26 protein-coding genes are annotated in these 25,726 nt (G+C 58.5%); 22 read left to right on the top strand and 4 right to left on the bottom strand.

The genetic code is table 11. The annotated features are described in order from the left end of the window. Nucleotides 1-10 precede the first annotated feature (10 nt). From IEX36_RS05420 to IEX36_RS05375, 10 genes are all read left to right on the top strand, one after another. Nucleotides 11-1,291, top strand: coding sequence for a TadA family conjugal transfer-associated ATPase (locus IEX36_RS05420; protein WP_188758253.1), 1,281 nt, complete (start codon nucleotides 11-13; stop codon nucleotides 1,289-1,291). Between the two features lie 19 nt (nucleotides 1,292-1,310). Then, the gene (locus tag IEX36_RS05415; RefSeq protein ID WP_188758252.1) at nucleotides 1,311-2,282 is read left to right on the top strand and encodes a type II secretion system F family protein; all 972 of its coding nucleotides are present in this window, start codon (nucleotides 1,311-1,313) and stop codon (nucleotides 2,280-2,282) included. Nucleotides 2,283-2,291: 9 nt separating this feature from the next. Continuing rightward, nucleotides 2,292-3,200 carry a type II secretion system F family protein gene (locus IEX36_RS05410; RefSeq protein ID WP_188758251.1) on the top strand — a complete coding sequence of 303 codons (909 nt, stop codon included), beginning with the start codon at nucleotides 2,292-2,294 and terminating at the stop codon, nucleotides 3,198-3,200. Nucleotides 3,201-3,421: 221 nt separating this feature from the next. Then, nucleotides 3,422-3,844, top strand: coding sequence for a DUF192 domain-containing protein (locus IEX36_RS05405; RefSeq protein ID WP_188758250.1), 423 nt, complete (start codon nucleotides 3,422-3,424; stop codon nucleotides 3,842-3,844). A 10-nt stretch (nucleotides 3,845-3,854) separates the two neighbouring features. Further along, on the top strand, nucleotides 3,855-4,343 hold the full coding sequence (locus IEX36_RS05400; RefSeq protein ID WP_188758249.1) for a PilZ domain-containing protein: 489 nt from the start codon (nucleotides 3,855-3,857) through the stop codon (nucleotides 4,341-4,343). After that, nucleotides 4,340-5,557, top strand: coding sequence for a pilus assembly protein TadG-related protein (locus IEX36_RS05395; RefSeq protein ID WP_188758248.1), 1,218 nt, complete (start codon nucleotides 4,340-4,342; stop codon nucleotides 5,555-5,557). The genes IEX36_RS05400 and IEX36_RS05395 overlap by 4 nt, the downstream gene beginning before the upstream one ends. Nucleotides 5,558-5,575: 18 nt before the next feature. Then, a complete protein-coding gene (locus IEX36_RS05390; RefSeq protein WP_229668736.1) occupies nucleotides 5,576-6,064 on the top strand; it encodes a TadE/TadG family type IV pilus assembly protein in 489 nt (162 codons plus the stop codon). Next, complete coding sequence (locus tag IEX36_RS05385) at nucleotides 6,064-6,567, top strand: TadE/TadG family type IV pilus assembly protein (protein ID WP_188758247.1); 504 nt, start codon at nucleotides 6,064-6,066, stop codon at nucleotides 6,565-6,567. Before IEX36_RS05390 ends, IEX36_RS05385 begins: the two co-directional genes overlap by 1 nt. Before the next feature lie 86 nt (nucleotides 6,568-6,653). Continuing rightward, entirely contained in the window at nucleotides 6,654-8,240 is a 1,587-nt protein-coding gene (locus IEX36_RS05380) for an ArnT family glycosyltransferase (protein ID WP_188758246.1), read from the top strand. A 30-nt stretch (nucleotides 8,241-8,270) separates the two neighbouring features. Further along, nucleotides 8,271-9,641, top strand: a complete 1,371-nt coding sequence (locus IEX36_RS05375) for an APC family permease (protein WP_188758245.1) — start codon at nucleotides 8,271-8,273, stop codon at nucleotides 9,639-9,641. Nucleotides 9,642-9,645: 4 nt separating this feature from the next. On the opposite strand, the gene glgA is transcribed toward IEX36_RS05375, so the two are convergent. Then, nucleotides 9,646-11,094: a glycogen synthase GlgA gene (gene glgA, locus IEX36_RS05370; RefSeq protein WP_188758244.1), complete on the bottom strand. Its 1,449-nt coding sequence runs from the start codon at nucleotides 11,092-11,094 to the stop codon at nucleotides 9,646-9,648. Between the two features lie 57 nt (nucleotides 11,095-11,151). Between glgA and rsmA the strand changes: the two genes are divergently transcribed. Both rsmA and IEX36_RS05360 read left to right on the top strand, forming a co-directional pair. Next, nucleotides 11,152-11,955, top strand: coding sequence for a 16S rRNA (adenine(1518)-N(6)/adenine(1519)-N(6))-dimethyltransferase RsmA (gene rsmA / locus IEX36_RS05365; RefSeq protein WP_188758243.1), 804 nt, complete (start codon nucleotides 11,152-11,154; stop codon nucleotides 11,953-11,955). A 47-nt stretch (nucleotides 11,956-12,002) separates the two neighbouring features. Continuing rightward, nucleotides 12,003-13,130 (top strand): alpha/beta hydrolase, encoded by a 1,128-nt coding sequence (locus IEX36_RS05360; protein ID WP_188758242.1) that lies wholly within the window; start codon nucleotides 12,003-12,005, stop codon nucleotides 13,128-13,130. Here IEX36_RS05360 and uvrC read toward each other — a convergent pair. Next, nucleotides 13,120-15,030, bottom strand: a complete 1,911-nt coding sequence (gene uvrC / locus IEX36_RS05355) for an excinuclease ABC subunit UvrC (protein ID WP_188758241.1) — start codon at nucleotides 15,028-15,030, stop codon at nucleotides 13,120-13,122. The genes IEX36_RS05360 and uvrC overlap by 11 nt on opposite strands. 242 nt (nucleotides 15,031-15,272) lie before the next feature. Here uvrC and IEX36_RS05350 point away from each other — a divergent pair, with 242 nt between their 5' ends. From IEX36_RS05350 to menC, 4 genes are all read left to right on the top strand, one after another. Further along, nucleotides 15,273-16,052: an OmpA family protein gene (locus IEX36_RS05350; RefSeq protein ID WP_188758240.1), complete on the top strand. Its 780-nt coding sequence runs from the start codon at nucleotides 15,273-15,275 to the stop codon at nucleotides 16,050-16,052. A gap of 139 nt (nucleotides 16,053-16,191) precedes the next feature. Continuing rightward, nucleotides 16,192-17,070, top strand: a complete 879-nt coding sequence (gene mazG / locus IEX36_RS05345; RefSeq protein ID WP_188758239.1) for a nucleoside triphosphate pyrophosphohydrolase — start codon at nucleotides 16,192-16,194, stop codon at nucleotides 17,068-17,070. Then, a complete protein-coding gene (locus IEX36_RS05340; protein WP_188758238.1) occupies nucleotides 17,067-17,828 on the top strand; it encodes a GNAT family N-acetyltransferase in 762 nt (253 codons plus the stop codon). The genes mazG and IEX36_RS05340 overlap by 4 nt, the downstream gene beginning before the upstream one ends. A gap of 88 nt (nucleotides 17,829-17,916) precedes the next feature. Beyond that, the gene (gene menC, locus IEX36_RS05335; RefSeq protein ID WP_188758237.1) at nucleotides 17,917-19,047 is read left to right on the top strand and encodes an o-succinylbenzoate synthase; all 1,131 of its coding nucleotides are present in this window, start codon (nucleotides 17,917-17,919) and stop codon (nucleotides 19,045-19,047) included. A 162-nt stretch (nucleotides 19,048-19,209) separates the two neighbouring features. On the opposite strand, the gene IEX36_RS05330 is transcribed toward menC, so the two are convergent. Beyond that, entirely contained in the window at nucleotides 19,210-20,139 is a 930-nt protein-coding gene (locus IEX36_RS05330) for a hypothetical protein (RefSeq protein ID WP_188758236.1), read from the bottom strand. A gap of 174 nt (nucleotides 20,140-20,313) precedes the next feature. Between IEX36_RS05330 and IEX36_RS05325 the strand changes: the two genes are divergently transcribed. Both IEX36_RS05325 and IEX36_RS05320 read left to right on the top strand, forming a co-directional pair. After that, on the top strand, nucleotides 20,314-20,721 hold the full coding sequence (locus IEX36_RS05325; protein ID WP_188758235.1) for a bactofilin family protein: 408 nt from the start codon (nucleotides 20,314-20,316) through the stop codon (nucleotides 20,719-20,721). A 41-nt stretch (nucleotides 20,722-20,762) separates the two neighbouring features. Further along, complete coding sequence (locus tag IEX36_RS05320; RefSeq protein ID WP_229668735.1) at nucleotides 20,763-21,398, top strand: class I SAM-dependent methyltransferase; 636 nt, start codon at nucleotides 20,763-20,765, stop codon at nucleotides 21,396-21,398. 30 nt (nucleotides 21,399-21,428) lie between these two features. Here IEX36_RS05320 and IEX36_RS05315 read toward each other — a convergent pair whose 3' ends face one another. Continuing rightward, nucleotides 21,429-21,665: a hypothetical protein gene (locus IEX36_RS05315; protein ID WP_188758234.1), complete on the bottom strand. Its 237-nt coding sequence runs from the start codon at nucleotides 21,663-21,665 to the stop codon at nucleotides 21,429-21,431. Between the two features lie 202 nt (nucleotides 21,666-21,867). On the opposite strand from IEX36_RS05315, the gene lnt reads away from it, so the two are divergent. From lnt to IEX36_RS05295, 4 genes are all read left to right on the top strand, one after another. Continuing rightward, nucleotides 21,868-23,541 carry an apolipoprotein N-acyltransferase gene (gene lnt / locus IEX36_RS05310; RefSeq protein ID WP_229668734.1) on the top strand — a complete coding sequence of 558 codons (1,674 nt, stop codon included), beginning with the start codon at nucleotides 21,868-21,870 and terminating at the stop codon, nucleotides 23,539-23,541. A gap of 35 nt (nucleotides 23,542-23,576) precedes the next feature. Next, nucleotides 23,577-24,708 (top strand): peptide chain release factor 2 gene (gene prfB, locus IEX36_RS05305; protein ID WP_188758233.1). Its coding sequence is split into 2 segments (ribosomal slippage): nucleotides 23,577-23,645 and nucleotides 23,647-24,708, totalling 1,131 coding nucleotides; the frame shifts between segments, so codons are not numbered across the junction. 70 nt (nucleotides 24,709-24,778) lie between these two features. Beyond that, complete coding sequence (locus tag IEX36_RS05300; RefSeq protein ID WP_188758232.1) at nucleotides 24,779-25,306, top strand: DinB family protein; 528 nt, start codon at nucleotides 24,779-24,781, stop codon at nucleotides 25,304-25,306. Between the two features lie 9 nt (nucleotides 25,307-25,315). Continuing rightward, nucleotides 25,316-25,726, top strand: a complete 411-nt coding sequence (locus IEX36_RS05295; RefSeq protein ID WP_188758231.1) for a CoA-binding protein — start codon at nucleotides 25,316-25,318, stop codon at nucleotides 25,724-25,726.

Genomic DNA, 25,726 nt, shown 5'->3' with positions numbered 1-25,726 from the left:
GGGGCATGCCGTGGAACCACTGAACATTGAACAATTCAAAGCCGAAATTCACCGGGCCCTGATCCCTAAGCTGGACCTCGAGAAGCTGTCGCGCATCAACAACAATCAGGCGCGCCACGCTGTCTCCAGCATGATCGGTGAGATTATCGGGACCCAGCGTGTGCCGCTGAGTCTTAGCGAGCAGGAAAAAGTTCGCACCGATCTGCTCGATGAGGTGTTTGGTCTCGGACCGCTTGAGCCTCTGCTACGCGACGCAGCCGTCTCCGACATTCTCGTCAATGGCAAAGACAGCATCTATATCGAGAAAGGCGGCGTCCTCTCGCGAGTAGACTCCTGCTTCCGAGACGACCGCCACCTGATGCAGATCATCGACCGCATCGTCTCCCGCGTGGGCCGCCGCGTGGATGAATCGTCGCCGATGGTCGATGCACGCCTACCGGATGGTTCCCGCGTCAACGCCATTATTCCTCCATTGGCGCTCGATGGCCCCGCCTTGTCGATCCGGCGCTTCGGCACAGGCCCACTTGTTGCCAATCAACTGGTCGAACTCAAGAGCATCTCGCCGGAGATGATGGAGCTGCTTGCGGCAGCCGTGCGAGCGCGCATCAGCATTCTCATCTCAGGTGGCACAGGCGCAGGCAAGACCACACTGCTCAATATTCTTTCCCACTACATTCCGCAGAGCGAGCGCATCGTCACCATCGAAGACGCTGCAGAACTGCAACTCGCCCAGGAAAATATTGTGCGGCTCGAAACTCGCCCGCCCAATGTGGAAGGGCAAGGCGCTATCCGCCAGCGCCAACTGCTCATCAACAGCCTCCGTATGCGTCCCGATCGGATCATCCTCGGCGAGGTGCGTGGCGAGGAAGCCTTCGACATGCTGCAGGCGATGAACACCGGACATGAAGGATCCATGACGACCATCCATGCCAACACTCCTAGGGATGCGCTCTCCAGGTTGGAATCGATGGTCGCCATGACCAACCTCAACCTGCCAGAGCGAACAGTACGCCAGCAGATGGCCTCTGCCATCGCCATCGTCGTGCAGGCCTCGCGCTTGAGCGACGGCTCGCGCAGGGTCATGAGCATCTCCGAGATTACAGGCATGGAAGAAGGCATTATCAGCATGCACGAGATCTTTGCCTTCGAAAAGAAAGGGATTGGACCAGACGGCAGGGTCATCGGTGTGTTCCAGCCGACGCGTATCAGGCCGAAGTTCCTGGAACAGATTCGGACCACTGGAATCATGCTGCCGGGAAGCATGTTCGAGCATGCCCTGGAAGTGAACTGAGAAAGGCAGCGGTGCAGTTATGTTATTGCTTTTGGTGCTTGTCTTCGTTGGAATCTTCATCATCGCGGCACTGCTTCTGATCGCCAGTAACGTCGGCACGCCCAATCAGGCTGAGCGAACAATCTCCACGCTGCATGCGGCATTAGCTACTGCTGACTTCAAAACAACAGACCAGATCGTCGATGTCCGCAAACAAGAGCTGCTCAGTTCCGTGCCATGGCTCAATCGCCTATTGTTGAAACAGGACATTGCACCGCGCCTGCGCCTGCTTCTTTATCAGGCCGATCTTAAGTGGACCGCCGGCACGCTGATATTGATGTGCATTGCTTGTTTTGCCATTCCGGCCTATCTGATCTACCTCAGAACCGGGACTGTTCTTTTCTCGCTGCTCATGGGCCTGGCGCTCAGTGTGATGCCCTTCGTCTTTGTTCTGCACAAGCGCACTGCGCGCTTCGACAAGTTTGAGCAGGGATTGCCCGAGACGCTTGATCTGATGGTGGGTGCTCTTCGTGCCGGGCACAGCCTCATCTCTGCGCTCGATCTTGCGGCCAACGAGTCGCCAGATCCCATCGGCAAAGAGCTTCGCATCTGCTTTGACGAGCAGAACTACGGTCTCGAGCTCAAGACCGCCATGACGAACCTGACCACTCGCGTCCCCCTGCAGGACCTGAAGATTATCGTCACGGCCATCCTGATCCAGAAGGACAGCGGAGGCAATCTGGCAGAGGTCTTCGACAAATCCTCCTACATCATCCGCGAACGGTTCCGTCTGCGTAGGCAGGTACGTGTGCACACGGCGCAGGGACGTTTGACGGGTTGGATTCTCTCCGTCCTGCCGATCGTTCTGGGCATTGGGCTCTACATGATCAATCCGGAGACGATGAGCCTTCTGTGGAAGCGTCCCATCGGCATCAAGCTGCTCTACGCATCGGGCACCCTGACCGCTCTGGGAGCTTTCGTAATTCGCAAGATCGTCAACATGGATGTTTAAAGGTGAGTTATGGGATTCGCGGCCGTTACATTCTTCATCATCTTTCTGCTGATCGCCAGTGGCGGCCTCATCCTTTTTTACCGGGAGGCTATGATCCAGCGCCTCACTCAGGTTGTCGCGCCGCGCACTGAACAACCGGGGGTTCGCAGCACGATCCAACAGACAGGTTCTGCTCTCGGCGGCGTAGTCCAGCGATTCGAGACCATTATTCCCAAGAGCAAGGAAGAGGTCTCCGTCGTACAGCAGCGTCTTATCCGTGCGGGATATCGGAAGGAATCGGCCGTTAACTATTTTTATGGCGCAAAGGTGTTGGTCCCAATTATTCTCTGCGTCATTTCATTCGCCACAGGGCTCGTTCACTACAGCCCGTTCTTTGTTTGCATCGTGGCTCTGGGGTTGGGATTCCTCCTGCCAGACTTTTGGCTGGGAAACCGAATCTCCAAACGGCAAGGCAATATTCGTCGAGGTCTTCCAGATGTGCTTGACATGCTTGTCATCTGCGTCGAAGCCGGTCTTAGCCTCGATCAGGCCACCGCTCGCACCGCACAAGAACTTGACGTTGCACATCCGGATATCTGCGACGAGTTGAATCTCGTTGTGCTCGAGCAACGCGCAGGCTGCCCGCGTGCAGACGCCTGGCGGCACTTTGCAGAGCGCTCCAACGTCGAAAACGTTCGCAACTTAGTTTCGGTGCTTGTCCAGACCGAAAAATTTGGAACGAGCATCGCCAAAACGTTGCGCGTTCATTCCGACACCCTCAGGACCCAGCGTCGTCAGATGATCGAAGAGCAAGCGGCAAAGACTACGGTCAAACTCGTTTTCCCGTTGGTACTCTTCATCTTTCCTTCGCTCTTTCTGGTCACGCTTGGTCCTGCGGCTATCACCATCATGGAAAACATGAAAACGTACTTTCAATAAACAAAAGTAGGAAGGGAGAAAAAGACGTGGACACTATAAGCATTATTCGGGTTGTGTGTGCGGTTCTCGCAGTTGTTGTGCTTGTCATTCTGATCCAGCGCCGTCGCAAGCGGATCAACTAAACAGCTTTTGATTCATGCAGGTACCGGGGCCCCTCAGCGGCGCAAGCGTTGCGTACGCTGGGGCCTGCTCCTAAGAGATTGTTTGGACAGGGAAGTGAGATGGGTAAACAGACCTACTGCGTATATAACCAGACGCGTGAATGTTTTCTCAGCCTGGGAGTTGCTCCGGCTGATACAACGTTCTCTCGCCTTAAGGGGTTAATTGGGCGCTTAAAGCTTCGTTTCGACGAAGGACTGTGGGTGGTGCCATCTTGTGGCGTCCACACGGTAGGCGTCTTGTTTCCGCTTGATCTGATTTATCTGGATGAGAAGTTCTGCGTCATCGAAACCGTCGAGCACTTTCCGCGATTCCGCATTGCGCCTATTCGCGCACATGCCGCCAGCGTGTTGGAGTTGCCCACCCACACGATCTACTCTTCGCAGACCCAGCCTGGCGATCAGCTGCTGATCTGCGCGATCGAAGAGATGGCCAGCCGCTTGAGCAGCGCGGCTGTGACACATCTCCGGGGGCAGCCGCAATGAAGGAGAACACATGAGCGCGCAAAGGAGCTGGTTCTCCCGCATGTTTTCCTCCGACCACCGTGGCGCGGCCCGCCATGCCGCACCCGGGCTGGTCGCCTACTACTGGGAGGGCACAACCTCTGCTCCGCATCAGGTTCAAAACATTAGTTCCACAGGCTTCTATCTATTGACCAGGGAGCGCTGGCACCCGGGCACCATCATCACCATGACCTTGCAAAAAGCTGCGGTTGCGGGCTCCACCTCCGAGTTGTATATTGCCGTCCAAACGAAGGTTGTCCGGCTGGGTGAGAACGGTGTAGGCCTCTCGTTCATCCAGTCGGAACCTCAGGACGCCCGGCAGAGCGAGGCTCTCTCAAGCAAGCCGGTGGGTAAAAAGGCGCTCGAAAGATTCCTCGATCAGCTTCTGTCGGAGCAGGGCTACGTAGTACTGGTCGCGTCTCGCGCAGATCATCGCCTGAAAGGCGCGTCAGTCAGGCATTGTCTGGAGGAGACGCCATGAAAGCATTGCGCGAAGAAAATGGGCAGGCTCTAGTTATTACGGTCCTCAGCATGACCATTCTGCTGGGCTTCTCGGCGCTGGCTGCCGATGTCGGCATCATGATGCGCACCAAGCGCATCACCCAGACGGCTGCCGATGCCGCAGCCATTGCCGGCGCGCTTGAGATCAGCTACGGCGACGTCTCCTCTGCGGCCAACGCAGCATCGGCGCAGAATGGCATGACAAATGGCGCCAATGGGGCAACCATTGTTGTCAATAATCCTCCATCCCTGGGCCCGCATGCGAACAATCCAAATTATGTGGAGGTCATTGCCTCGCAGGTGGAGCCCACGCTCTTCATGAACCTGTTTAATTTCAACTCTCTCACAGTCAAAACCAGGGCTGTGGCCTACAACGGAGGCGCAGCCTACGGTTGTGTTTACGTGTTGGCCTCTTCAGGAGCAAAGGCGATGCAACTGCAAGGATCGTTCAACTTTAATGCTCCCAATTGCGGTGTTATCGTGAACTCGACTGATCCTTGTGCGCTGCAATTTACCGGTGCTGGCGGATCTCTGGTGGCCGGTTCGGTCGGCGTTGCCGGCGGAGATTGCGGCCAAACTGGAGATAGCAATCCAACCCCAGTCAAGGGAATCGCCCCCGTCAGTGATCCGCTCGGTGGCCTGACTCCGCCGAATCCCTCCTCGTTAAGTTGCGTACCACTTCCCAATACTGCGACGATCGGCCCTACCAACGGTGGCACCGTGTGCTACAGCGGCAATGTCACCTTGAATAATGTGACTTTGAATCCGGGAACCTACGTATTCACCGGCAACGTGACTCTCGGCAACGTGACATCGTCCACCGCCACTACACCCTTCGGTACGACTCTCGACATCAACAGCGGCAGCCTGGGAGTAAATACCGGCACGACAATCAACCTTACCGCGCCGACGACTGGTACTTATAACGGCATCGTGTTGATGCAGCCTCTGGCCAACACAAACGCGATGCAACTCCAGTTCGGCAGTTCTTTCGGAACTCTTGACGGAATCATCTGGGCGCCCGGTGCAGAGCTGTTCCTGCAAGACAGCGGCGGCGACAAAAATGACGGCGTAAGCATGACGACCGACCTGATTGTGAACACCATGTACGACAAGACCACAACCCTCAACATTCAGAGTTACACGCAGTCCACTCCCACTTCGCCGCTGACAAAAGTGACTCTGGTTGAGTAGTGGGCAGGAGATTAGACGATGACCTCGAGATACGCGAAGAAAAAGACGATGTCAATGCTCCGGCGCAGCCTGCTCGGAGACGCGGGTCAGGCGCTTGTGGAGCTTGCCCTCGTCGTTCCGTTGCTTACTCTGCTCTTTGTCGGCGCTGCCGAAGTTGGCCGCATCGCTTATGCATCGATAGAAGTCAATAATGCTGCGCGAGCTGGGGTGGCTTATGCTTCACAAAGCCATACCACCGCCTCCGATACGGCAAATATCACGCTCGCAGCTACCACGGAGGCTCCCGACGTGCAGGGTATGACCGTGAGTGAATCCAACTCCTGCACCTGTTCTGACGGAACATCGATTACCTGTGTCACGGCAGGTTCGAACTGCATCAGCCCCGCGCGCATCAACGAGTTCGTGCAAGTCAACACCACCGCGACCATCAGCACCTCGTTTCATTTCCCAGGGATTCCCAGCACGCTCACGCTGCGCGGACTGGCAATCATGAGAACGGAACAATAATGGCTATCGTCACAACAGTGCGAAAAATGGCGGCCAAAGCGCTCGCGCATCGCCACAACGGAGAGCAGGGAAACACGCTCGTCGAGATGGCTGTCTCCGCACTGCTATTGCTGTGTTTCATCTTCGGCGTTATGGAAATCTGCCTGGCACTCTACACCTACCACAACATCTCCGAAGCAGCACGCGAAGCCACACGCTTCGCCATCGTCAGGGGCAACTCCTGTACGAGCTGGGCATCAGCATGTCCCGCATCCACAGGCGACATTCAGAACTATGTGAAGGGGCTGGGTTATCCAGGGATTGATCCTTCCAAAATGACCATTACTCCCACCTGGACCTCCTATACCTCCGGTTACACTTGCCCGGCTGCGCCTAGCCCATGCAACTCAACCGGCAATCTCGTCACAGTCAAGGTCCAGTACAACTTCCCCTTGTCCCTCCCGTTCGTCTCCCTTACGACCATCCCCATGTCGAGCACTTCGGCCATGATCATCTCCGACTGATTGGTATAACCATCCAGCGCTGACCTAACACGGAACTTCCGCGCCATCAGCCACGTATGCGATGCTGAATACGCTCAGGAGTGCCGATGTCCGCAGCCCAAACAACCTTAGTCCGTCCCGTCGACGAGTCACTTAGCTCCGCAGTGCGCCTCGCGCTCCTCTTCACCCTCATCAAATTCGCCCTGCACGTAGCGACAAACCTCTGGCAGGCCCACATCGGCTGGGGATACTTCCGCGACGAGTTCTACTACCTCATTTGCGGCCAGCACCTGGCCTGGGGTTACGTCGACCAAGGCCCCATCGTTGCTATTCAGGCAAAACTGGCGACGTTACTCTTCGGCCAATCGCTCGCAGGCATTCGCATGTTTTCAGCAGTAGGCGGCGCGGCGCGTATCTTTCTCACTGGCCTGCTTGCCTGGTCGCTCGGAGGACGAAGGCCCGCGCAGGCACTGGCCATGATCGGTGTATTCATCGCGCCCCAGTATCTCGCACTCGACAGCTTCCTTTCAATGAACTCGATGGAGTCGATGTTCTGGATGACCTGCCTGCTCGCGCTCATCCTCATTGTTCGCGGCGGCAGCGACAAGCTCTGGCTGCTCTTCGGCCTCTCCGCTGGCATTGGCCTGCTCAACAAGCCGTCGATGACGTTCTTCCTCGTAGCATTATTAGTCGCGTTGTTGGTGACGAAGCAGCGTAGCCTGCTCTTGAATCGCTGGGCCGCCGCCGGAATCGCTCTCCTCATCCTCATCGCACTCCCCAACCTGCTCTGGCAGATGCACAACCACTGGCCGACGCTAGAATTCCTGCACAACGGCCGCGTCGAAAACAAAAACATCATGCTGTCACCGCTTGCCTTCATCGGAGCGCAGATCACCAACCTGCATCCGCTGACGGTCCTTATCTGGATTCCCGGCCTGTTCTGGCTGCTCCACAACCCATCGGCAAAGAGTTGGCGCTGGCTCGGCTGGACATATCTGTTCTTCCTCGCCATCATGATGGCCCTTCACGCCAAGGACTACTACGTCATCCCGATATATCCCATCCTCTTCGCGGCTGGCGGCGTGGCCTGGGAGCGGCGCTTCGCCAACCGCACGTCCGTGAAGCACGGCCGTGCCTACGCTTTTCCAATCTTGGAAACCATTCTGCTTGTTACCGGAGCGTTGGTTCTGCCCATGGCCATTCCGGTCATGACGCCGCAAGCATGGATGAAGTACGCCAGTGCTCTCCATCTGAAGAGCACCAACACAGAAAACACCTCCAGCGGCCTGCTGCCACAGTTCTACGCCGATCGCTTCGGCTGGCAGGAAGAAGTCGACGAGGTCACGCGCATCTACAACTCGCTCTCGCCTGAAGACCAGAAGAAGGTGGCCATCATCTGTTCGAACTACGGCGAAGCCAGCGCGATTAATTTCCTCGGTCACGGCCTGCCGGTCGCGATCAGCGGGCACAACAACTACTGGCTGTGGGGGCCGCACGGCGCGACCGGCGAGATCGTCATCGACGTCACCGGCGCGAGCCCGGAAGAGATGCGCGAGAATTACAACTCGGTCCAAATTGCCGGACGCATGGACAACCCATATTCCATGCCCTATGAACGCCGCAACATCTACCTCGCTCGCGGACGCCGCAAGAACATCCTCGACGACTGGCCCGACTTCAAAAACTACATTTAGCTCACCGGTATGCTACCCTCCGTGGAGCCTATGAAGTTGGAAACAGGTAAGCAGACCCAGGCCGAACTGCCTCGCGTCCTCAACGCATCGCACGCGACGTCCATCGTCGTCGGCATCATCATCGGCAGCGGAATCTTTCTTGTTCCGCGCGAGATGATGGCCGCGGTCGGTTCGTCGGGCCTGGTCTATACCGTCTGGATCGTCGGCGGCCTGCTCTCGCTCTTCGGAGCCATGACCTACGCCGAGATCGCCGCCGCCCGCCCGAAGTACGGCGGCGAATACGCCTTCCTGCGCGAGGCCTACGGCGACCTCACCGGCTTCCTCTATATGTGGACGCAGATTACCGTAGCCAAGCCAGCGTCGCTCGCCACCATCGTCGCTGGCCTTGCGCGCGTGCTGGCGACCTTCGCTATCTTCAGCGCGTTTTATCGTCCAGCGTTCGCGCATCTCGACTGGGGCCAGGTCTTCGCTATCGCTGTGACGTGGCTCATCACTGCGCTCAACATCATCGGCACACGCGACTCCGCCAACGTGCAGCTTGTACTGACCTGGCTCAAAGGCGTGCTGATCGTCGTCATCGCCGGCTTCTGCTTCGCCGCCGCAGGACAACACGGCGCATGGCACAACTTCGCCACGGAGTTTACCGGCGCGCGCGGAGGCTTCTCCGGCTTCATGATCGCGCTGGTTGCCGCACTGTGGGCCTATGATGGCTGGAGCGACGTCGTCACGCTCGCGGGCGAGGTGAAGCAGCCGCAGCGCAGTATGCCCATCGCGCTCGTCGGAGGAGTCGCCATCGTCGGCGTGCTCTACATGCTGACGAACGCAGCCATCCAATATGTGATGCCCGCCACTGCTATCGCCCTCGCCGACCGCCCCGCAGCCGACGCGATGCGCGTGGTCGCGGGCAACTGGGGCTCAGCGCTGGTGTCGCTCGGCATGGCCGTCAGCATCGCTGCGACGTTTGTCGGATCATCGCTCTCCGGCGCGCGCGTACCATTCGCCGCAGCGCGTGACGGCCTCTTCTTCAAGCAGCTCGCGCACGTCAGCCCACGTTTTCACACACCGTCAGCATCGCTGGTCCTGCAAGCAATCCTGACGACGCTGCTGTTGCTGTTCATCGGAAAATTCCAGGCGCTGTTCTCACTCGCTATTTTCGCTGAGTGGCTCTTCTACGGGCTCAACTGCAGCACGATCTTCATCTTCCGCCGACGCGAGCCGGACTCAGCGCGCCCATACAGCGTCTGGGGTTACCCGGTTGTACCGGCGCTGTTCATTCTTGCCGCAGCACTGCTACTGGTATTTTCTTTCCACGACCAGCCACGCAACTCGCTCATCGGGACCGCAATCATCCTTCTGGGAATCCCGGTTCACTATTGGCTGCAAAGAAGAACAGCAGTCTAAATTCTCAGCTACGGTTCTGAATCACCCGTTCATACACGCGCACATACTCCGCAGCAGGCTTGTTCCACGAGAAGTCCTGCGCCATGCCGCGCTTCATCATCGCAGTCCATTCTTCCTTATTACGGAAGGTCGCGAGCGCGCGGTGCACTGCGTCCAGCAACGCATTCGAGTCGTAGCCCTCGAATTTAAATCCGTTGCCACCGCCATTCGGTTCCTCATCGATCGTGTCATCGAGCCCGCCCGTAGCGCGAACAATCGGCACCGTTCCATACTTCAGGCTGTAGATCTGGTTCAGCCCGCCTGGCTCATAGCGCGAAGGCATCAGGAACATGTCCGCGCCAGCCTCAATCTTGTGCGCCAGCACATTGTCAAACTTCACCTGCACCCGCACCTTCGCCGGATAGCGGTTCGCCACCTCGACCAGCAGGCGTTCGTAATACTCTTCACCACTGCCCAGCATCACCAGCACCATATCTTCCTGCACCAGCCGGTCCATGATGTCGATGATGAAGTCGAAGCCCTTCTGCGTAGCGAAGCGCGAGACAATGCCGATGACGGCGGTGCTCTCGCCGATGCCCTGCAAGCCGAATGCGTGGAGCAGATCGCGGCGGCACTCCTGCTTGCCCTTCAGATTTCCTGGCGTGTAATGTGCCGAAATCAGCGGATCCGTCTCCGGATTCCACTCGTTGTAGTCAACACCATTCAGAATGCCGAAGAGGTCAGCCTTTCGCTGCCGCAGCGCGTCGTCGAGCCCGTTGCCGAACTCAGGAGTCTGAATCTCCTCCGCATATTTGCTGCTGACGGTCGTAATCGCGTCCGAATAAACGATGCCACCCTTCAGAAAGTTCACCGTGTCATTCTGCTCCAGCTTGTCAAAGCGAAACATGTCCCAGGGCAGCAACAGTTTTTCCATCGTCTGCGGAGGAAACGCGCCCTGGTAGCCCGCATTATGGATCGTCAGCACAGCCGGAACACGCCGCAGCACGGGATCGAAGTAATAGATAGACCGCAGCATCACGGAGAGCATCGAGGTCTGCCAATCATGTACGTGGTAAACATCCGGCACGCCGATAATCTTCGTCGCCTCGATAATGGCGCGGCTGAGCAGGCCAAAGCGCTCGGCGTTGTCGGGATAATCGCCCGAAGGCGTCGCATAAAAGCTCTCCCGATCGAACAACTCGGGACAATCGACGAAGTAGGTCTGGACGCCGTTGGCTTCTCCGCCATCGAGAATGCGGGCAAAGCGGCTGTAGTCAGGAAACGGTATCGTGATGCTCGGAATCGTCACCGGAGGCTTCGGCACAATCTTCGCCACCTGCCTGTAGTACGGCAGATACACCGTGGGGCGGTGGCCCATCTTTGCCAGCGTCTTGGGCAGAGCGCTCACAACATCCGCCAATCCGCCGGTCTTGGCCCAGGGAGCACACTCCGAAGCTGCAAATACGATATTCATGCTGCCGTCCTTTATATCCAAACCGTTAGTCTATAAGAGCACAGTCAAAACAGTTGGATGCAAAAACGAAAACCGAAACTCGGCCAGAACTTTCTCGTGGATGACACCGCGCGCCACGCCATCGCGGACGCACTTGGCGATATTAGCAAACGCACCGTCATCGAGATCGGCCCAGGCCACGGAGCCATTACCGACATCCTCGCGGGCCGCAGCCGCAGCCTCATCGCGCTGGAGCTCGACCGCGCCCTCGCCGCAGAACTCACCTTCCGCTTTCGCAACCAGCCGAACGTGAAGATCGTCGAGACCGACATCCTCAAAACAGACCTCCAGTCGCTCATTCCCGCTGGCGAGACGGCGGACGTAGTCGGAAACCTACCCTACTACATCACCTCCGATATCCTGCTGCATCTTTTTGCAGCAGGCAGAGAAGGCGCACTGGCGCGTGCCATCGTGATGATGCAGCGCGAGGTAGCCGAGCGGGTCGCCGCCACGCCCGGCGTACGCGACTATGGCCTGCTATCGGCCACCGCGCAGATGAACGCCCGCGTCGAAACCCTGTTCACTCTGCCGCCATCTGCGTTCTCCCCGCCGCCAGAGGTCTACTCGACCGTGCTGCGTCTGGACTTCGCCCCCCGCTTCGCCGAACTAGGCGTCGACACCGCCGGCTTCGACACCTTCCTGAAGCAGTGCTTCGCACAAAAACGCAAGACGCTCCAGAACAATCTGCGCAACGCCGGGTATTCCCTCCAAACGCTCGCGACAGCATGGCCAGAAGGCACGCCTCCACTGGCACGCGCGGAGTCACTGACACTGGAGCAAATGGCCGCGATATATCGCGCACTCACGCAGCCCGGAGTTTGAACAAAGCAACCTCTCGTGCACAATGTTTGCTGAGCAGAGGAGAGCCCATGCTTCGTCCTGTAAAAACAGCAATCGCAATATGCGCGATCGCCGCTACATATCTGGCCACGGCGCAAACGCTGCCCCCCCATCCACCGCGCCCGACACCACCCACCCGCGACCCGCACACGCCGGGCTATGTCTCCGCGAAGGAACTACCCGATGGCGCGATTCCTCCCGCGGACCAGGACGGCAACTTCATCCTCGGTCCCACGCACACTCCAGCGCCGGAGATGACCGTGCACGACGGAGTCCCTCAGGGCACCGTGTCGGAGTTCACGATGAGCTCCGCCGATAGCAAGCTCTATCCCGGCATCGCGCGCGACCCCGGCACGTTCGGAACGCCCGATCCGCATGATCCAGCCAAGCTGATCGTCACCACCAATCATCCCGCCCCATACACCCGCCGGGTAACGGTATACGTGCCGAAGCAATACGTCCCCGGCACCGTTGCGCCTTTCATCGTAGGCGCAGACGGCCCTGACCGCGGCCTCTTCACCGCGCTCGACAACCTGATCGCCGAACACAAGGTCCCGGTCATGATAGCCATCTCCATCAGCAACGGAAGCGGCGACGCGCAGGGCAGCGAGCGCGGCCTGGAGTACGACACCATGTCAGGACGCTACGCCGAGTTTGTCGAACACGAGGTGCTGCCGCGCGTGGAGACGCTCTACCACGTGAAGCTCACCCACGACCCCAACGGCCGCGCAACGATGGGAGGAAGCTCCGGCGGATCATGCGCCATGATTATGGCCTGGTATCACCCTGAGCTCTATCACCGCGTGCTCACCTACTCCGGCACCTACGTGAATCAGCAGTGGCCATACAATCCGAAAACCCCGCACGGAGCATGGGAGTTCCACGAGCACCTGATTCCTAACAGCCCGCGGAAGCCGCTGCACATCTGGATAGAGGTGGGTGACAGAGATCTCCTGAATCCAAATGCAATGCGCGACGGAATGCACGACTGGGTAGTTGCCAACGAAAATATGGCGCGTGTGCTGGCGGCAAAGAACTACCACTACCAATTCGTCTTCGCCCGCAACGCGGGACACGTGGATCACGCCACGAAGCAGCAAACCCTGCCCGAAGCTCTTGAATACGTGTGGCAGCACTACCGGCCAGTCACTCGATAACGTGAAGCACAGCCGCGTCGTTGGCTTCATCCGCGAAGTGCGCACGAATCTTCTCGGCCGTCGCAGCATTGACGACCGCGGTAAGCGCATCCGGTGGTGCCTGCTTAATCCCACGCAGGCTGCCGAAGTGCTCCAGTAGCCGCTGACGCGTGCGCGGGCCAACGCCCGGGATGGCAAGCAGCTCCGAATCGCGGTCGCGCATCTCGCGCCGCTTGCGATGGTACGTGATGGCAAACCGATGGCTCTCATCGCGTATCTGCTGCACCAGGTGCAACACCGGCGAGCGCCGATCGAGCACGACCGGCTCGTTCTCCTGCCCGTAGACGTAGATGATCTCTTCCTTCTTCGCAATCGAAGCAAGCGGCTGCGACGTGACGCCGATCTCTTCCAGCGCCGAGAAAGCTGCATGAAGCTGTCCCAGCCCGCCATCGATCAGCACCAGCGACGGAAAGGGCTTCTTCTCTTCCAGCAGCCGCTTGTAGCGCCGCTGAATAATCTCGCGCATCGACGCAAAGTCGTCCACCCCACTTACGGTCTTCACCTGAAATTTGCGATAGTCGGCCTTCTTCATCGCGCCATCTTCCCACACGACCATGCTGGCCACAGTCTCCGCGCCCTGAATGTGCGAGATGTCGAAGCACTCAATGCGTGTCGGCAGCTCCTCCAGCGTGAGCGCGTCCTGCAACGCTTCCTGAATGGCCTTGATGCTCGGCTTCATCACACGGAACCGCTGATCGTACGACTGCTTCGCATTCTGGCTCACAAGATCGACGAGCGAGCGTTTCTCGCCACGTTGCGGCACAAGAATCTCAACCCGCTTGCCGGTCTGCGCCGAAAGCATCTCGGTCAGCAGCACGCGATCAGTAAAATCCACCGGCACCAGCACGGTACGCGGAACATAATTCTGATCGAGATAAAGCTGCTTCAGAAAAGCAGAGAAGAAAGCGGCGGCACTGAAGGTACTCGCAATCACCCCCGAAGGAGCATCAGCTTGCTGCTGCTCATCGCCTGCGACTTCATCCGTATCAAGAATCAACTCCGCCAGGTCTTCCCAGAAGAAGTCGCGTCGATCAACGATCTTGCCTCCGCGCATGTGGAAGAGGTTCACCGCGAGCATCTCGTTTTCGTAGTGGAAGCCGAAGACATCGCCGTCCTCATTCTCTACGCTGGCAATGCGCTGCTTGTCGTGCAACTGGCTAAGCGTGATGAGCTGATCACGCAGCCGCGCAGCCTGCTCAAACTGCTCAGCCGCTGCAGCCTCCTCCATACGTTGCGTCAGCGACTGCTCCAGCTCGCTCGGCTTGCCTTCCAGAAAGAGCTGCACATCGCGGACAGCCTGCTTATAAATCTCCGGCGTGGTGAATCCCTCAACACAAGGCCCCAGGCACCGCTTGATGTAGTACTGCAAACATGCCCGCGGATGATAGCGCGACAAGTCAACCTTGCAGCTCGGAATCAAAAAGCTGCGATGGATGAGATCGACGATGCGGTAGGCCAGGTTGCCGGGAAAGTACGGCCCAAAATACTGCGAGCCATCCTTACGTAGCCGCCGCGTGACGAAGACCTTGGGGAAGCGGTCGGCGAGCGTCAGCTTGATATACGGATAAGTCTTGTCATCGCGCAGCAGGATATTGAAGCGCGGCTTCTTCTGCTTGATCAGGTTGTTTTCGAGCGCCAGCGCCTCATGCTCGTTGGCGACCGTGATGTACTCCAGATCGACGGCCTCGCGCATCAGCGTGCCGGTCTTGGCATTGGCCTGCGAGGCGGCCAGAAAGTACGAGCGCACCCGCGCACGCAGGTTTTTGGCCTTGCCGACATAGATGACCTCACCCTCGGCGTTTTTGTACAGATAGCAGCCCGGGCTGGTGGGCAGGGTTCGAATTTTCTCGTACAGATCCATAGGTGACGCGAGATGACGCGGAAGTTCAGTGTAGACGGGTGCTTACCCGCCCGTATGTGCATGGAATTGCAGCGTAGATTTGACGCGTTTCACGAACAAAAGTTCCAGACAAGATGGAGGGAACTGTGAGAGCGATTCTATTCATATTATTGAAAATATTTGGTTTATACCTTGAAAAATGTTTGGCAAGCTGATTGCTCTTACCTCAGTGTCGAGATTTGACACCGAGGAGAAAACATTCCATGAGCTCGAACTTTCAGAATGCCAGCGTGACGCTGTCGAAGATGAAATCTGCCTGCGCGGTGGCTGCGGCCAGCGTGTTCGTCATTGCATTGACGGTCGGCTGCTCTTCTAAGAACTATGTGAGGTCGCAGACCGCACCAATCATCCAGCAGACCAATGAATTGGATGCCAAGACTGCTGCCGACCATCGCTCCATCACCGACACCGATGAGCGCGCGCAGAAGGGAATCAGTGGCGCGATGGACGCGGCCAACACGGCTGACCAGCACGCCCAAGCTGCGGGACAGTCTGCCGATGCGGCCAACAAGTCCGCGCAGGACGTGGCGAACCGCGTAGACAGCCTCAACGGCGTTGTCGCCAACCTGGACAACTACAAGACCGTCTCCGACGTCACCGTGACGTTCGCCTTCGACAAGTCCAACCTGAGCTCTTCCGACAGGAGCCAGCTTGACGCCCTCGCCGACAGTCTTGCTGCGACCAAGAGCTACATCCTCGCCGTCACCGGCGGCACCGACACCATTGGTGATGCGAACTACAACTACGCCCTTAGCCAGCGCCGCGCCGACGCTGTCGTGCAGTATCTGGCCGCGCAGCACAACGTTCCTCCGCACAAGTTCTACCTCATCGGCATCGGCAAGGACGTTCAGATTGCCACCGACCGTACTGCTGCCGGTCGTGCCAAAAACCGCCGCGTCGAGATCAAGGTGATGTCGAATATGAACCAAGACCAGACTCCGGCCACCGCGTCGGTAGCGCAGCCATCAGTACAGCAGCAGTAATTCTTCCAGCATAGCGAAGCGCAACCAGCAGAAAAAGATGCGCCCGGCGAACCACCGGGTGCATCTTTTTTGGCTGGTGGTAGCAGCATCAACGCGGGCGCACGGGGCGCATTTCCGGGCAATCGAGTAAAGTTGAGACATGGCTCTGCCAGCCCCACGAATCCAGCCTGCGGCCGCGACGCCCGACGCGAGCAGTGGCGCAGCCGCAATTGCCGAAGCCATTGCGATCATGGCGAGGCTACGCGGACCGGGTGGCTGCCCCTGGGACCGCGAGCAGACCTTCGACACCATCAAGCGCTACACGCTGGAAGAGACCTACGAGGTCTTCGACGCCATCGAGCGCCGCTCCTGGCCCGACCTCAAGGACGAGCTCGGCGATCTGCTCCTGCAAGTGCTCTTCTACGCGCAGATGGCCTCCGAAGCCGGCCACTTCACCATCGCAGACGTAGCGGCCAACCTCAACGCAAAGCTCATCCGCCGCCACCCCCACGTCTTCGGCGACGCCGAAGCCACCGATGCCAACGCTGTCCTCCGCAACTGGGAGCAGATTAAACGCGAGGAGAAGAGCGCTGCCGAGCCCGCACAGGCCTCCATGCTCGACGATGTACCCCGAACCATGCCCGCCATCATGGAAGCCGGCAAACTCGGCTCGCGCGCCGCAAAGGTGGGCTTTGACTGGCCAGACGCCGAAGGCCTCTTCGACAAGCTGCAGGAAGAGATTGGCGAGCTTCGCGCCGAGATAGAAATATCAGCGCAGAACAAAGCACATCGCATGGAAGAAGAGCTGGGCGATCTGCTCTTCACCACCGTCAATCTCGCACGCCACTTAAAGCTCGACCCCGAAAGCGCACTCCGCAAGGCCAATGCGAAGTTCCGCGAGCGATTCACCACAATGGAGACAAGCGCAGGCGGCCGCGATGCCCTGGCAGCCATGAGCCCTGCAGAACTGGACCAGCAGTGGACTGCGGCAAAGCGCAGGACGGCAAAGCACAGGACGGGGGGCGAATCCTCCCAATGACCAGGCAATCCAGCATCGACATCCGCCCGCTCAGCACGCTCGAACAATTCGAGCGCTGCGTCGTCCTGCAGCTCGAGGTCTGGGGATACAGCGACGGCGACCTCATCCCGCGCCGCGTCTTCCTCGTAGCGCAAAAGATCGGCGGCCAGGTGCTCGGCGCCTTCGACGGAGAAACGGTCGTAGGCTTTGCCATGTCGCTGCCCGGCTACCGCGATGGCCGCTCCTACCTGCACTCGCACATGCTCGCCGTCCTGCCGCAGTACCGCAACCACGGCCTCGGCCGCAGTCTCAAGCTGGCCCAGCGCAACGACGCCATCGCCCGCGGCTTTGACCTCATGGAATGGACATTCGATCCCCTTGAGATTAAGAACGCCCATCTGAATATCGCCCGCCTGGGCGCGATTGTCCGCCGCTATCAGCCTGATTTCTATGGCCCTTCGTCTTCCCCATTGCAGGGAGGCCTGCCGACGGATAGGCTATACGCGGAGTGGTGGTTGAACTCCCCGCGTGTCCGAAGCGTCCTTGCCGGGGAGCAGCCACAGCTCAACATCACCGAACGTGTCACCGTCCCGCATGCCATCTACCAGTGGAAGCAGGACCCCGGGCAGCGAAGCCTGGCGCACGAGCTGCAAGCCCGTAACCGGGAGGCATTGCAGTCGGCATTCCACCGCGGCCTCGCCGTCGTGGGCTATGAACGCGATCCAGACGGCAACGGTACATTCCTGCTGGGGCCGTGGAACGAAGAATCCGCCAGATGAGGGCCAGATGCAACTCCGAACATAATCGCGAGACCTGAACACAATTCATCTCAAGCTTCCACCGATTGAACCACGACAGGAAACCGACATGCTCAACATCGATGCCATCCATCTGCGCGAGATCAACATGCCGCTCGCTCATCCCTTCGAGACCAGCTTTGGAATGACGACAGGCCGCCGCATCCTGCTGGTCGAGCTTGAGTCCGACGGCCTCACTGCGTGGGGAGAGTGCGTCGCGGGTGAGCACCCTTACTTCAGCGACGAGATGATCGACACCGCCTGGATCATTACCGAGACCGAGCTGGCGCCGCGTCTGCTCGAAGCCGACCTCATCGGAGGAGGCAGTTGCCCGGAGGTCTTCAAGCAGGTGCGCGGCCATCGCATGGCCAAGGCAGCTCTCGAAAACGCCGTGTGGGACCTCCATGCCCAGGTAGAGCGCGTCCCTCTCGCGGAGCTGCTCGGCGGTACGCGCCAGAAGATCCCCTGCGGCGTCTCCATCGGCATCCAGACATCCAAAGAAAGGCTGCTCGACATCATTGAAGCCGAGCTCGCCGCCGGCTATCAGCGCATCAAGCTGAAGTGCAAGCCAGGCTGGGACAACAACATCTTCGAAGCTGTACGCGACCGCTGGCCCAACATCCTGCTCAGTTGCGACGCAAACTCGGCATACCGCATGCGCGACTTCGACCACATCACCACATGGGAGAATTACGATCTGTTGATGATTGAGCAGCCGCTCTGGTACGACGATTTCTACTTCCATTCGATGTTGCAGAAGCGTCTCGCCACGCCAATCTGTCTCGACGAATCCATTCGCAATCGCCGCGACGCCCTCGCAGCCATCGACATGGAGTCCTGCCGCATCGTCAACATCAAGGTAGGCCGCGTCGGCGGGTTCAGCGAAGCCATTGCCGTGCATAACGCCGCCGCCGAGCGTGGCATTCCAGTCTGGTGCGGAGGCATGCTAGAAACCGGCATCGGCCGCTCGCACAATATCGCACTCTCATCGTTGCCGAACTTCTCCCTTCCCGGCGACGTCTCCGCCTCCAGTCGTTACTGGACGCAGGACATCATCGAGCCTGCTGTCACCGTCAGCACAAAGGGCGAGATCACCGTCCCCACCACACCAGGCCGCGGCTTCGAAGTGCAGAAAGACCGCATCGAAGCCCTCACAGTCCGCCGCCAAAGCCTCTACGCCAAAGCCCGCGTCACGGCCTAGCCGGCTGGACTTCACCTGTAAATCAGGCTGTCATCCTTGCCAATAAAGCTGTCAACCTCAGCAGATAAAGCTGTCACCCTTCGCAAATAAAGTTGTCATCCTTCGCCGCAGGCGGAGGACGACCTGCTTTTAAATTTGCGTCTCAACCGCGTTCAGCCTTGATCATTTCACCGGCAGCGGCGTGTTGAGCAATATCTTGATCGCATCCTGATACGTCATCGGCCCGGGCAATATCTGAAAATCCGACGTATCGATCTGCGCGTGAACATTCACCGTCTTCACCATCAGCGCACGCACGCTCACGTTCTCAGTAAAGTGCGTGAAGACCCATCTGCCACGGCCCGCATCGGCCTGTTCCAGCAGAAGCGTTCCACCCGGATAGATGTGCGCCACCAAGCCCCAACCCAGATTCACAGGCCGGAAGATGGTTCCTTCCATGCGAACAACATGCTTCGTCTTCACGTCGATCCACGCTCGCCCTCTTAACCCCGTCAAAGCCTCAGCCGTAATGGTTGGCGGCCTGAACTTCGGATTCGGCGCATAGTCCAGCACAATCTGCGGCCCCGCGAAGCCCGCCGCCTGCGGTTGCCCTGGAGTGTAGGTGTAGATCATCGCGTCGGGCATCAGACGCAGCAGGTCATCGGCGAGCTTCCGTCCCGTCGATTCGTCCTTGATGTGTTTGGTGAACTCCGACGGATGCGCCATCATGTCGTTCAGACGCTGGAGCTCGGCCTTGTCCTCATCGGCGGTCAGGGGCTGGCCATTGCGCAGAATCATCCTCGCCACGGTTCCTTCCTGGCTTTCGATGACGTCGCGCGTCATGTCCCGCCGCTCATCCACAATGTGCATGCGATACCGCATGTACGAGTTCGGATGGTGCAGCGCAACCAGCTCATTGTTCACCGCCTCCACCACCCACGAGCGTGGAGGCACAGCAAGCATCGCCGCGTCCGGCTGCGAGATCGCGGTGGTCTGGCGGGACGCGCCATAACTGGCAACGCACCAGGCGGCAGCAAGCGCAGCAGCAAACCATCTCACCTGCACGCGACGAGCAGAGCGCCACGCTCCCTGGGGTACGTCTGAATTCTTCAATGCCTGGCGTTCCTCGCCTTTCTGCGCTTTATCTCGTCTATCTTACGTGCGTAGATAATAAGACGCCGCCCGCGTGTCAAAGTATCCTCGGTTTGCTTACACGCGAGGGCTTGGGTATAGTTCGGCCTAGCGCGTCTGTAAGCCGACCATCCTACTTTGGAGAGTAATGACCTCATGAAGGCAGCAGAAGGTTCCACCGTTATCGGCAAAGCCGTGGTTATCCGTGGCGATCTCTCCGGCAGTGAAGACCTCTACATGGACGGAGACATTGAAGGCACCGTCACGCTCTCCGAGAGCCGGCTCACCATCGGCCCCAATGCACGCGTTCACGCAGACGTTCGCGCCCGCGACGTCGTCGTCCTTGGCCGCCTCACCGGCAACATCACCGCGACCGGCCGCGTCGATCTGCGCGAGTCGGCAGTCGTGGCCGGTGACGTCATCGCCAATCGGCTCGCCATCGAGGAGACCGTTACGTTCAAAGGCCGGGTCGAGTTGAAGGGAAATCCAGAGGCTCCGGCAGCATCGGCGCCGGCACCCGAGGCATCGGCCAAGACACCGCTCTTCACCCAGCCCGGGGCATAGCAGAAAAACCAGGGCACAGCAGAGAAAGGGAAATCCGCCGTATGCGCCATCTTTTCGGCAGCAGCGACTCAGGCACGCACAAAGCATCAGACGAGAGCAGGCATCCACGCCACTCCAGCGGGTGGAAAGAGCTGCTGAAGCATCTGCGTTCGCAGGAGTCGCTGCGTGTGCTTGACATCGGGCCAACCTCGTCGACCAATATCAACTACATCACCAGCCTCGGCCACAGCATCTATATGGCAAACGTCGTGGAAGAAGCGGCGAAGCCCGAGTGGCTCACACCAGGCGCCGGAGACGAACCGCCCACCTTTAACGTCGAGAAGTTTCTCGAGAGCAACCTCAACTTCTCCGGCCGCATGTTCGACGTAGTCATCCTGTGGGACACGGCAGACTATCTGCCTGAGCCGCTGATCGCCCCCGTCTTTTCGCGCATTCACGAAGTGCTGCAGCCAGGCGGCCTGATGCTTGCCTTCTTTCACGCCACCGGCGCATCAGACACGGCCTTCTGCCGCTACCACCTCACCGACACCGAGGTGGTAGAGATACAGCGGGCAGGGAACTACCCGCTGCTGAACTCCTACAGCAACCGCGCGATCGAAAACCTGCTGCGCGACTTCGCAAGCTATCGCTTCTTTCTTGCAAAAGACAGCCTGCGTGAAGTCATCGTCACGCGCTGAAGCACTCGGTCTGCGGGGATACGCGAAGTATTACTTTGATCCCTGCTTACGCCGATCCGCCCAGCGCTTCTTCATGGCTTCAGAGATGCGCTTGCGGCCCGCCGCGCTCAACTTGCGCTTACGCGGAGCGGAAGCAGCTGTGTTCTTGCTTCCCTTAGGACGTCCCGGGCCGGTGCGCACGGCAACTGTTCCAGCCAGCAGCGCGCGCGCCTGCTGCAACTTCGCGATCTGACCGTCAATCTCATTGATGATGCGGCTAACTTCCACGGAGTACCTCCAATTGGCGTACCGACAAGCCAGTTATCCAGACTAACTAGAACCAGCTTCTGGATACCTATTTCCATCTACAACCATATAGAAGCAATTAATCGGGTGCAAATTAATTTCGCGATGCTATCAAGCAATATCAAATTAGTCGAGCAGATAATAACGTCGAATGACAGCGGAATTATGCAAAGATGCTAGACTCATGGCGATGCGACTGATTCCATCGCGGCTCTGGGCGCTGGCCGTCCTTTCCGGCATCCTTCAGGTCTTACCCTTTCCCATCGCAGGCCCCGTGCCCATGTTGCGCACGGAGATATGCTGGATAGCGCTCCTGCCACTACTCGCCGCATTAGTAAGTGAGAACAGACAAGGCAATCCGCTTACTCTAACTCAAGGTGCTGTCCTCGGTTATGTATGCGGAATCATCTGGTATCTGGGCAACTGCTACTGGATTTACCAGACAATGTACCTATATGGGGGCCTGGCAAAGCCAATCGCGGCTGGCATTCTTGCACTCTTTTGTCTTTACCTGGGCCTATATCATGCCTTGTTTGGCACATTGCTCGTCACCCTTCGCCGCAAGTTTGGCCGTCAGGCTGCATTACTTCTCGTACCATTCGTCTGGATCACCGTAGAACTCGCGCGCGCACGTATTACCGGCTTCCCTTGGGACTTCCTCGGCATCACGCAGATAGATAATTCATTCCTGACACGACTTGCTCCGGTAACAGGTACATATGGACTATCTTTCGTGATCGCAGCAGTCAACGCACTCTGGCTCGTGCGTGTTCGCGCGCGTGATCATAAATTTATCCGCCCTGCACTTACTTTGTCTGTGGCTATTATTGCCATCGTGTTTATAGCAGCAGTGAACCGGTCTAGAAATCTTCCATCATCACCTACAACAGCCACGGCCACGCTAGTACAGGAAAATCTCGGCGTAGGCGCAGAAAGCATGGGTGCGCAAGAGACCAAGCAACAACTACTTGAGTCCTTCGCCCATCTAAGTCTCTACCCATCAGACCAATATTTCCTTGGCATCCCAGAACTATCTAGCACACCAGCAGTTGTCTTACTTAGAAGACACTCCCCTATCAACGGAGTCGACGCCGACACCCCACTTCCATCGCCGACTGACCTGATAGTCTGGCCCGAATCACCGGCTCCCTTTGCCGACTACGATCCGGAATTCCGCGCAGCAATATCGACGCTCGCGCGCACTGCGGACGCACCCATCATCGTCGATAACCTTGGAGTTACTCCCAACCCATCCGCTCCCGGAGGCTATGATCGCTTCAACTCCGCATCCTTTATCGCGCCCAACGGAGACTTCGTAGGCCGTTACGACAAGATGCACTTAGTCCCCTTTGGCGAATATGTGCCCTTTAAATCCATCTTCTCCTTCGCCGGAGATCTCCTCGCCGAAGCAGGCGATCTCTCACACGGTACCCGTCGCACCGTCTTCCGCGACGGAGGCCACGCCTATGGAACCTTTATCTGTTATGAGTCCGTCTTTCCCAATGAAGTCCGCCAATTCGTCCTCGAAGGTGCCGACGTCCTCGTCAACATCTCCGACGACGGATGGTACGGAGACACCAGCGCCCCTTGGCAACACCTGAATATGGTGCGCATGCGCGCTATCGAAAACCATCGTTGGGTCCTTCGTGCAACGAACACTGGTGTAACGGCAGCCATCAACCCATACGGACGAGTCACCGAAGCAGCTCCACGTCATATCCGCACCAGCATCCAGGTGCACTTCGGCTACGAAAACAACCTAACCTTCTACACGCGTTACGGGGATGTCTTCGCGTACCTCTGCGCATTAATCACATCGTTACTTTTTGCCGCAAGCCTATGGCCAAAGATCCAGTAAGTCACTCACGCCAGCAACTAAAGTAAAATAGTTACATGCTTAGTGATCTCGAATACTCTTACTCCCCGGTCCGCGAGAAAGTGCGCGATCTGCGGGAGTATCTTTGACTCCGCCCGCCTTCGCCGTGAACTAGCTGCTATTGAAGAAAAGACAGCCGACCCCACCATCTGGGCCGACCCCGCACGCTCGCAGCCACTCATGCGCGAGCGCAAGCGCATCGAAACACTGCTGGCCGATGACACCGAACTCGCCCGCCGCACCGACGACATCGAAGCCTACTTCGAGCTCGCCAAAGAAGGCGAAGACACCGAAGCCGACCTCGCCCGCGAGATTCCCGCGCTGCTCGCATTCACCGAAAACCTCGAAGAAAAAACCATGCTTTCTGGCGAAAGCGACCCACTCAATGCCATCGTCGTCGTTCACCCAGGTGCAGGGGGCACCGAGTCACAGGATTGGGCTGAGATGCTCATGCGCATGTACATCCGCTGGGGCGAGCGCCAGAACTTCAAGGTCGAGATCAACGAAGTGCAGGATGGCGACGAAGCTGGCATCAAGTCCGCAACCTTCACCATCTCGGGCGAATACGCCTTCGGCCTGCTCTCCGGCGAAACCGGCGTCCATCGCCTCGTGCGTATCTCGCCATTCGACTCCGCCAAGCGCCGCCACACCAGCTTCGCCTCGGTCTTCGTCTCACCAGAGATCGACGATACGATCGTCATCGACATCAAGCCCGATGACCTCCGCATCGACACCTATCGCTCCGGCGGCAAGGGCGGCCAGCACGTCAACACCACCGACTCCGCTGTACGCATCACGCACCTTCCGACGGGCCTCGTCGCAGGCTGCCAGAACGAACGCTCGCAGCACAAGAACAAAGAGAAAGCAATGAAGCTGCTCCGCTCACGCCTCTATGAATATGAGTTAGAAAAGAAGCGCGCCGTCTCGAAGAAGCTCGAAGACTCGAAGCTCGACATCAAGTTCGGCTCGCAGATTCGCAGCTACGTGCTCCAGCCCTACCGCATGGCAAAGGACCTGCGCACGCGCGTAGAAGTAGGCGACGTAGACCGCGTCCTCGACGGCGATCTCGAACCCTTCATCCGCGGCTACCTCAAGATGCGCCGCGAAGGAAATCTCCCGGCCGAGATGGCGGAAGAAGATCTCGCATAGGTGAGAAATCTTTCCGCACCTCACAACCCTGCCGAGCATCCAACCTACCATTATGGCTGATGGAGGCAGAATGCTCGGCAAAGCCAACCGCACCGACCAATCGCAGCGCTCTGTAGACGCACTGAAGCCGTTACGCGAGCAGCTAGTAGCCCTCTTGCGCGGCGGCCACGCGCACGTCACCTTCGACGACGCGATTGCAAATGTGCCGGAAGAGCAGCGCGGCGTTGCCCCGAAGGGCCTCGAGCACTCCGCCTGGCAGATACTCGAGCACCTCCGCATCGCCCAGCGCGACATCCTCGACTTCTCCGTGCCGCCCACCGGAGGTTACCAGCCCATGCAATGGCCCGACGATTACTGGCCCAAATCGCCAGTTCCGCAGGGGCCGCGCGCATGGGAGCAATCCATCGCAGCCATCCGCAAAGATCAGGAGACCTTCGAATCGCTCATCCTCAACCCTGACGCCGATCTTTACAAGCCTTTCCGCTGGGGTGAAGGGCAGAACCTTCTACGCGAAGCGCTCCTCATTGCCGACCACAACGCATACCATCTCGGCGAGCTCATCTTCCTTCGCCGCCTCCTCGGCATCTGGAACAAGTAGACTGCCGACATGAACGAATCCGAAACCATCCGCACCATGCTCGGCACACCGCCTCGCACCATCGCCGTCATCGGTCTCTCGGCAAACCCAGCCAAGCCCAGCCACTACGTCCCCGAATACATGCAGCGTCACGGCTACCGCATTCTTCCGGTCAACCCGACCGTAGACGAAGTGCTCGGCGAAAAATCCTACGCCTCGCTCTCCGATCTTCCCATCAAGCCCGACATCGTCAACGTCTTCCGCCTTCCGCAATACATTCCCGCCATCGTCGAAGAGATGCTCCAGCTCGGCCTCCAAAACCTCTGGGTGCAACTCGGCATCCTCAACCGTGAAGCAGCCGCACGAGCCGAAGCCGGAGGAATCCACGTCGTCATGGACCACTGCATCATGGTCGAACACCGCCATCTCAGCAGCCTGTAA

Origin of the sequence: Edaphobacter acidisoli, assembly GCF_014642855.1 — a bacterium.
GTDB lineage: Bacteria > Acidobacteriota > Terriglobia > Terriglobales > Acidobacteriaceae > Edaphobacter > Edaphobacter acidisoli.
This window is presented reverse-complemented; position numbering and strand designations above follow the sequence as displayed.

Coding starts and splice junctions, on each gene's coding strand:
- IEX36_RS05415 (WP_188758252.1), top strand. CDS start 1,311: ATGTTATTGCTTTTGGTGCTTGTCTTCGTTGGAATCTTCATCATCGCG.
- IEX36_RS05410 (WP_188758251.1), top strand. CDS start 2,292: ATGGGATTCGCGGCCGTTACATTCTTCATCATCTTTCTGCTGATCGCC.
- IEX36_RS05405 (WP_188758250.1), top strand. CDS start 3,422: ATGGGTAAACAGACCTACTGCGTATATAACCAGACGCGTGAATGTTTT.
- IEX36_RS05400 (WP_188758249.1), top strand. CDS start 3,855: ATGAGCGCGCAAAGGAGCTGGTTCTCCCGCATGTTTTCCTCCGACCAC.
- IEX36_RS05395 (WP_188758248.1), top strand. CDS start 4,340: ATGAAAGCATTGCGCGAAGAAAATGGGCAGGCTCTAGTTATTACGGTC.
- IEX36_RS05390 (WP_229668736.1), top strand. CDS start 5,576: ATGACCTCGAGATACGCGAAGAAAAAGACGATGTCAATGCTCCGGCGC.
- IEX36_RS05385 (WP_188758247.1), top strand. CDS start 6,064: ATGGCTATCGTCACAACAGTGCGAAAAATGGCGGCCAAAGCGCTCGCG.
- IEX36_RS05380 (WP_188758246.1), top strand. CDS start 6,654: ATGTCCGCAGCCCAAACAACCTTAGTCCGTCCCGTCGACGAGTCACTT.
- IEX36_RS05375 (WP_188758245.1), top strand. CDS start 8,271: ATGAAGTTGGAAACAGGTAAGCAGACCCAGGCCGAACTGCCTCGCGTC.
- glgA (WP_188758244.1), bottom strand. CDS start 11,094: ATGAATATCGTATTTGCAGCTTCGGAGTGTGCTCCCTGGGCCAAGACC.
- rsmA (WP_188758243.1), top strand. CDS start 11,152: ATGCAAAAACGAAAACCGAAACTCGGCCAGAACTTTCTCGTGGATGAC.
- IEX36_RS05360 (WP_188758242.1), top strand. CDS start 12,003: ATGCTTCGTCCTGTAAAAACAGCAATCGCAATATGCGCGATCGCCGCT.
- uvrC (WP_188758241.1), bottom strand. CDS start 15,030: ATGGATCTGTACGAGAAAATTCGAACCCTGCCCACCAGCCCGGGCTGC.
- IEX36_RS05350 (WP_188758240.1), top strand. CDS start 15,273: ATGAGCTCGAACTTTCAGAATGCCAGCGTGACGCTGTCGAAGATGAAA.
- mazG (WP_188758239.1), top strand. CDS start 16,192: ATGGCTCTGCCAGCCCCACGAATCCAGCCTGCGGCCGCGACGCCCGAC.
- IEX36_RS05340 (WP_188758238.1), top strand. CDS start 17,067: ATGACCAGGCAATCCAGCATCGACATCCGCCCGCTCAGCACGCTCGAA.
- menC (WP_188758237.1), top strand. CDS start 17,917: ATGCTCAACATCGATGCCATCCATCTGCGCGAGATCAACATGCCGCTC.
- IEX36_RS05325 (WP_188758235.1), top strand. CDS start 20,314: ATGAAGGCAGCAGAAGGTTCCACCGTTATCGGCAAAGCCGTGGTTATC.
- IEX36_RS05320 (WP_229668735.1), top strand. CDS start 20,763: ATGCGCCATCTTTTCGGCAGCAGCGACTCAGGCACGCACAAAGCATCA.
- lnt (WP_229668734.1), top strand. CDS start 21,868: ATGGCGATGCGACTGATTCCATCGCGGCTCTGGGCGCTGGCCGTCCTT.
- IEX36_RS05300 (WP_188758232.1), top strand. CDS start 24,779: ATGCTCGGCAAAGCCAACCGCACCGACCAATCGCAGCGCTCTGTAGAC.
- IEX36_RS05295 (WP_188758231.1), top strand. CDS start 25,316: ATGAACGAATCCGAAACCATCCGCACCATGCTCGGCACACCGCCTCGC.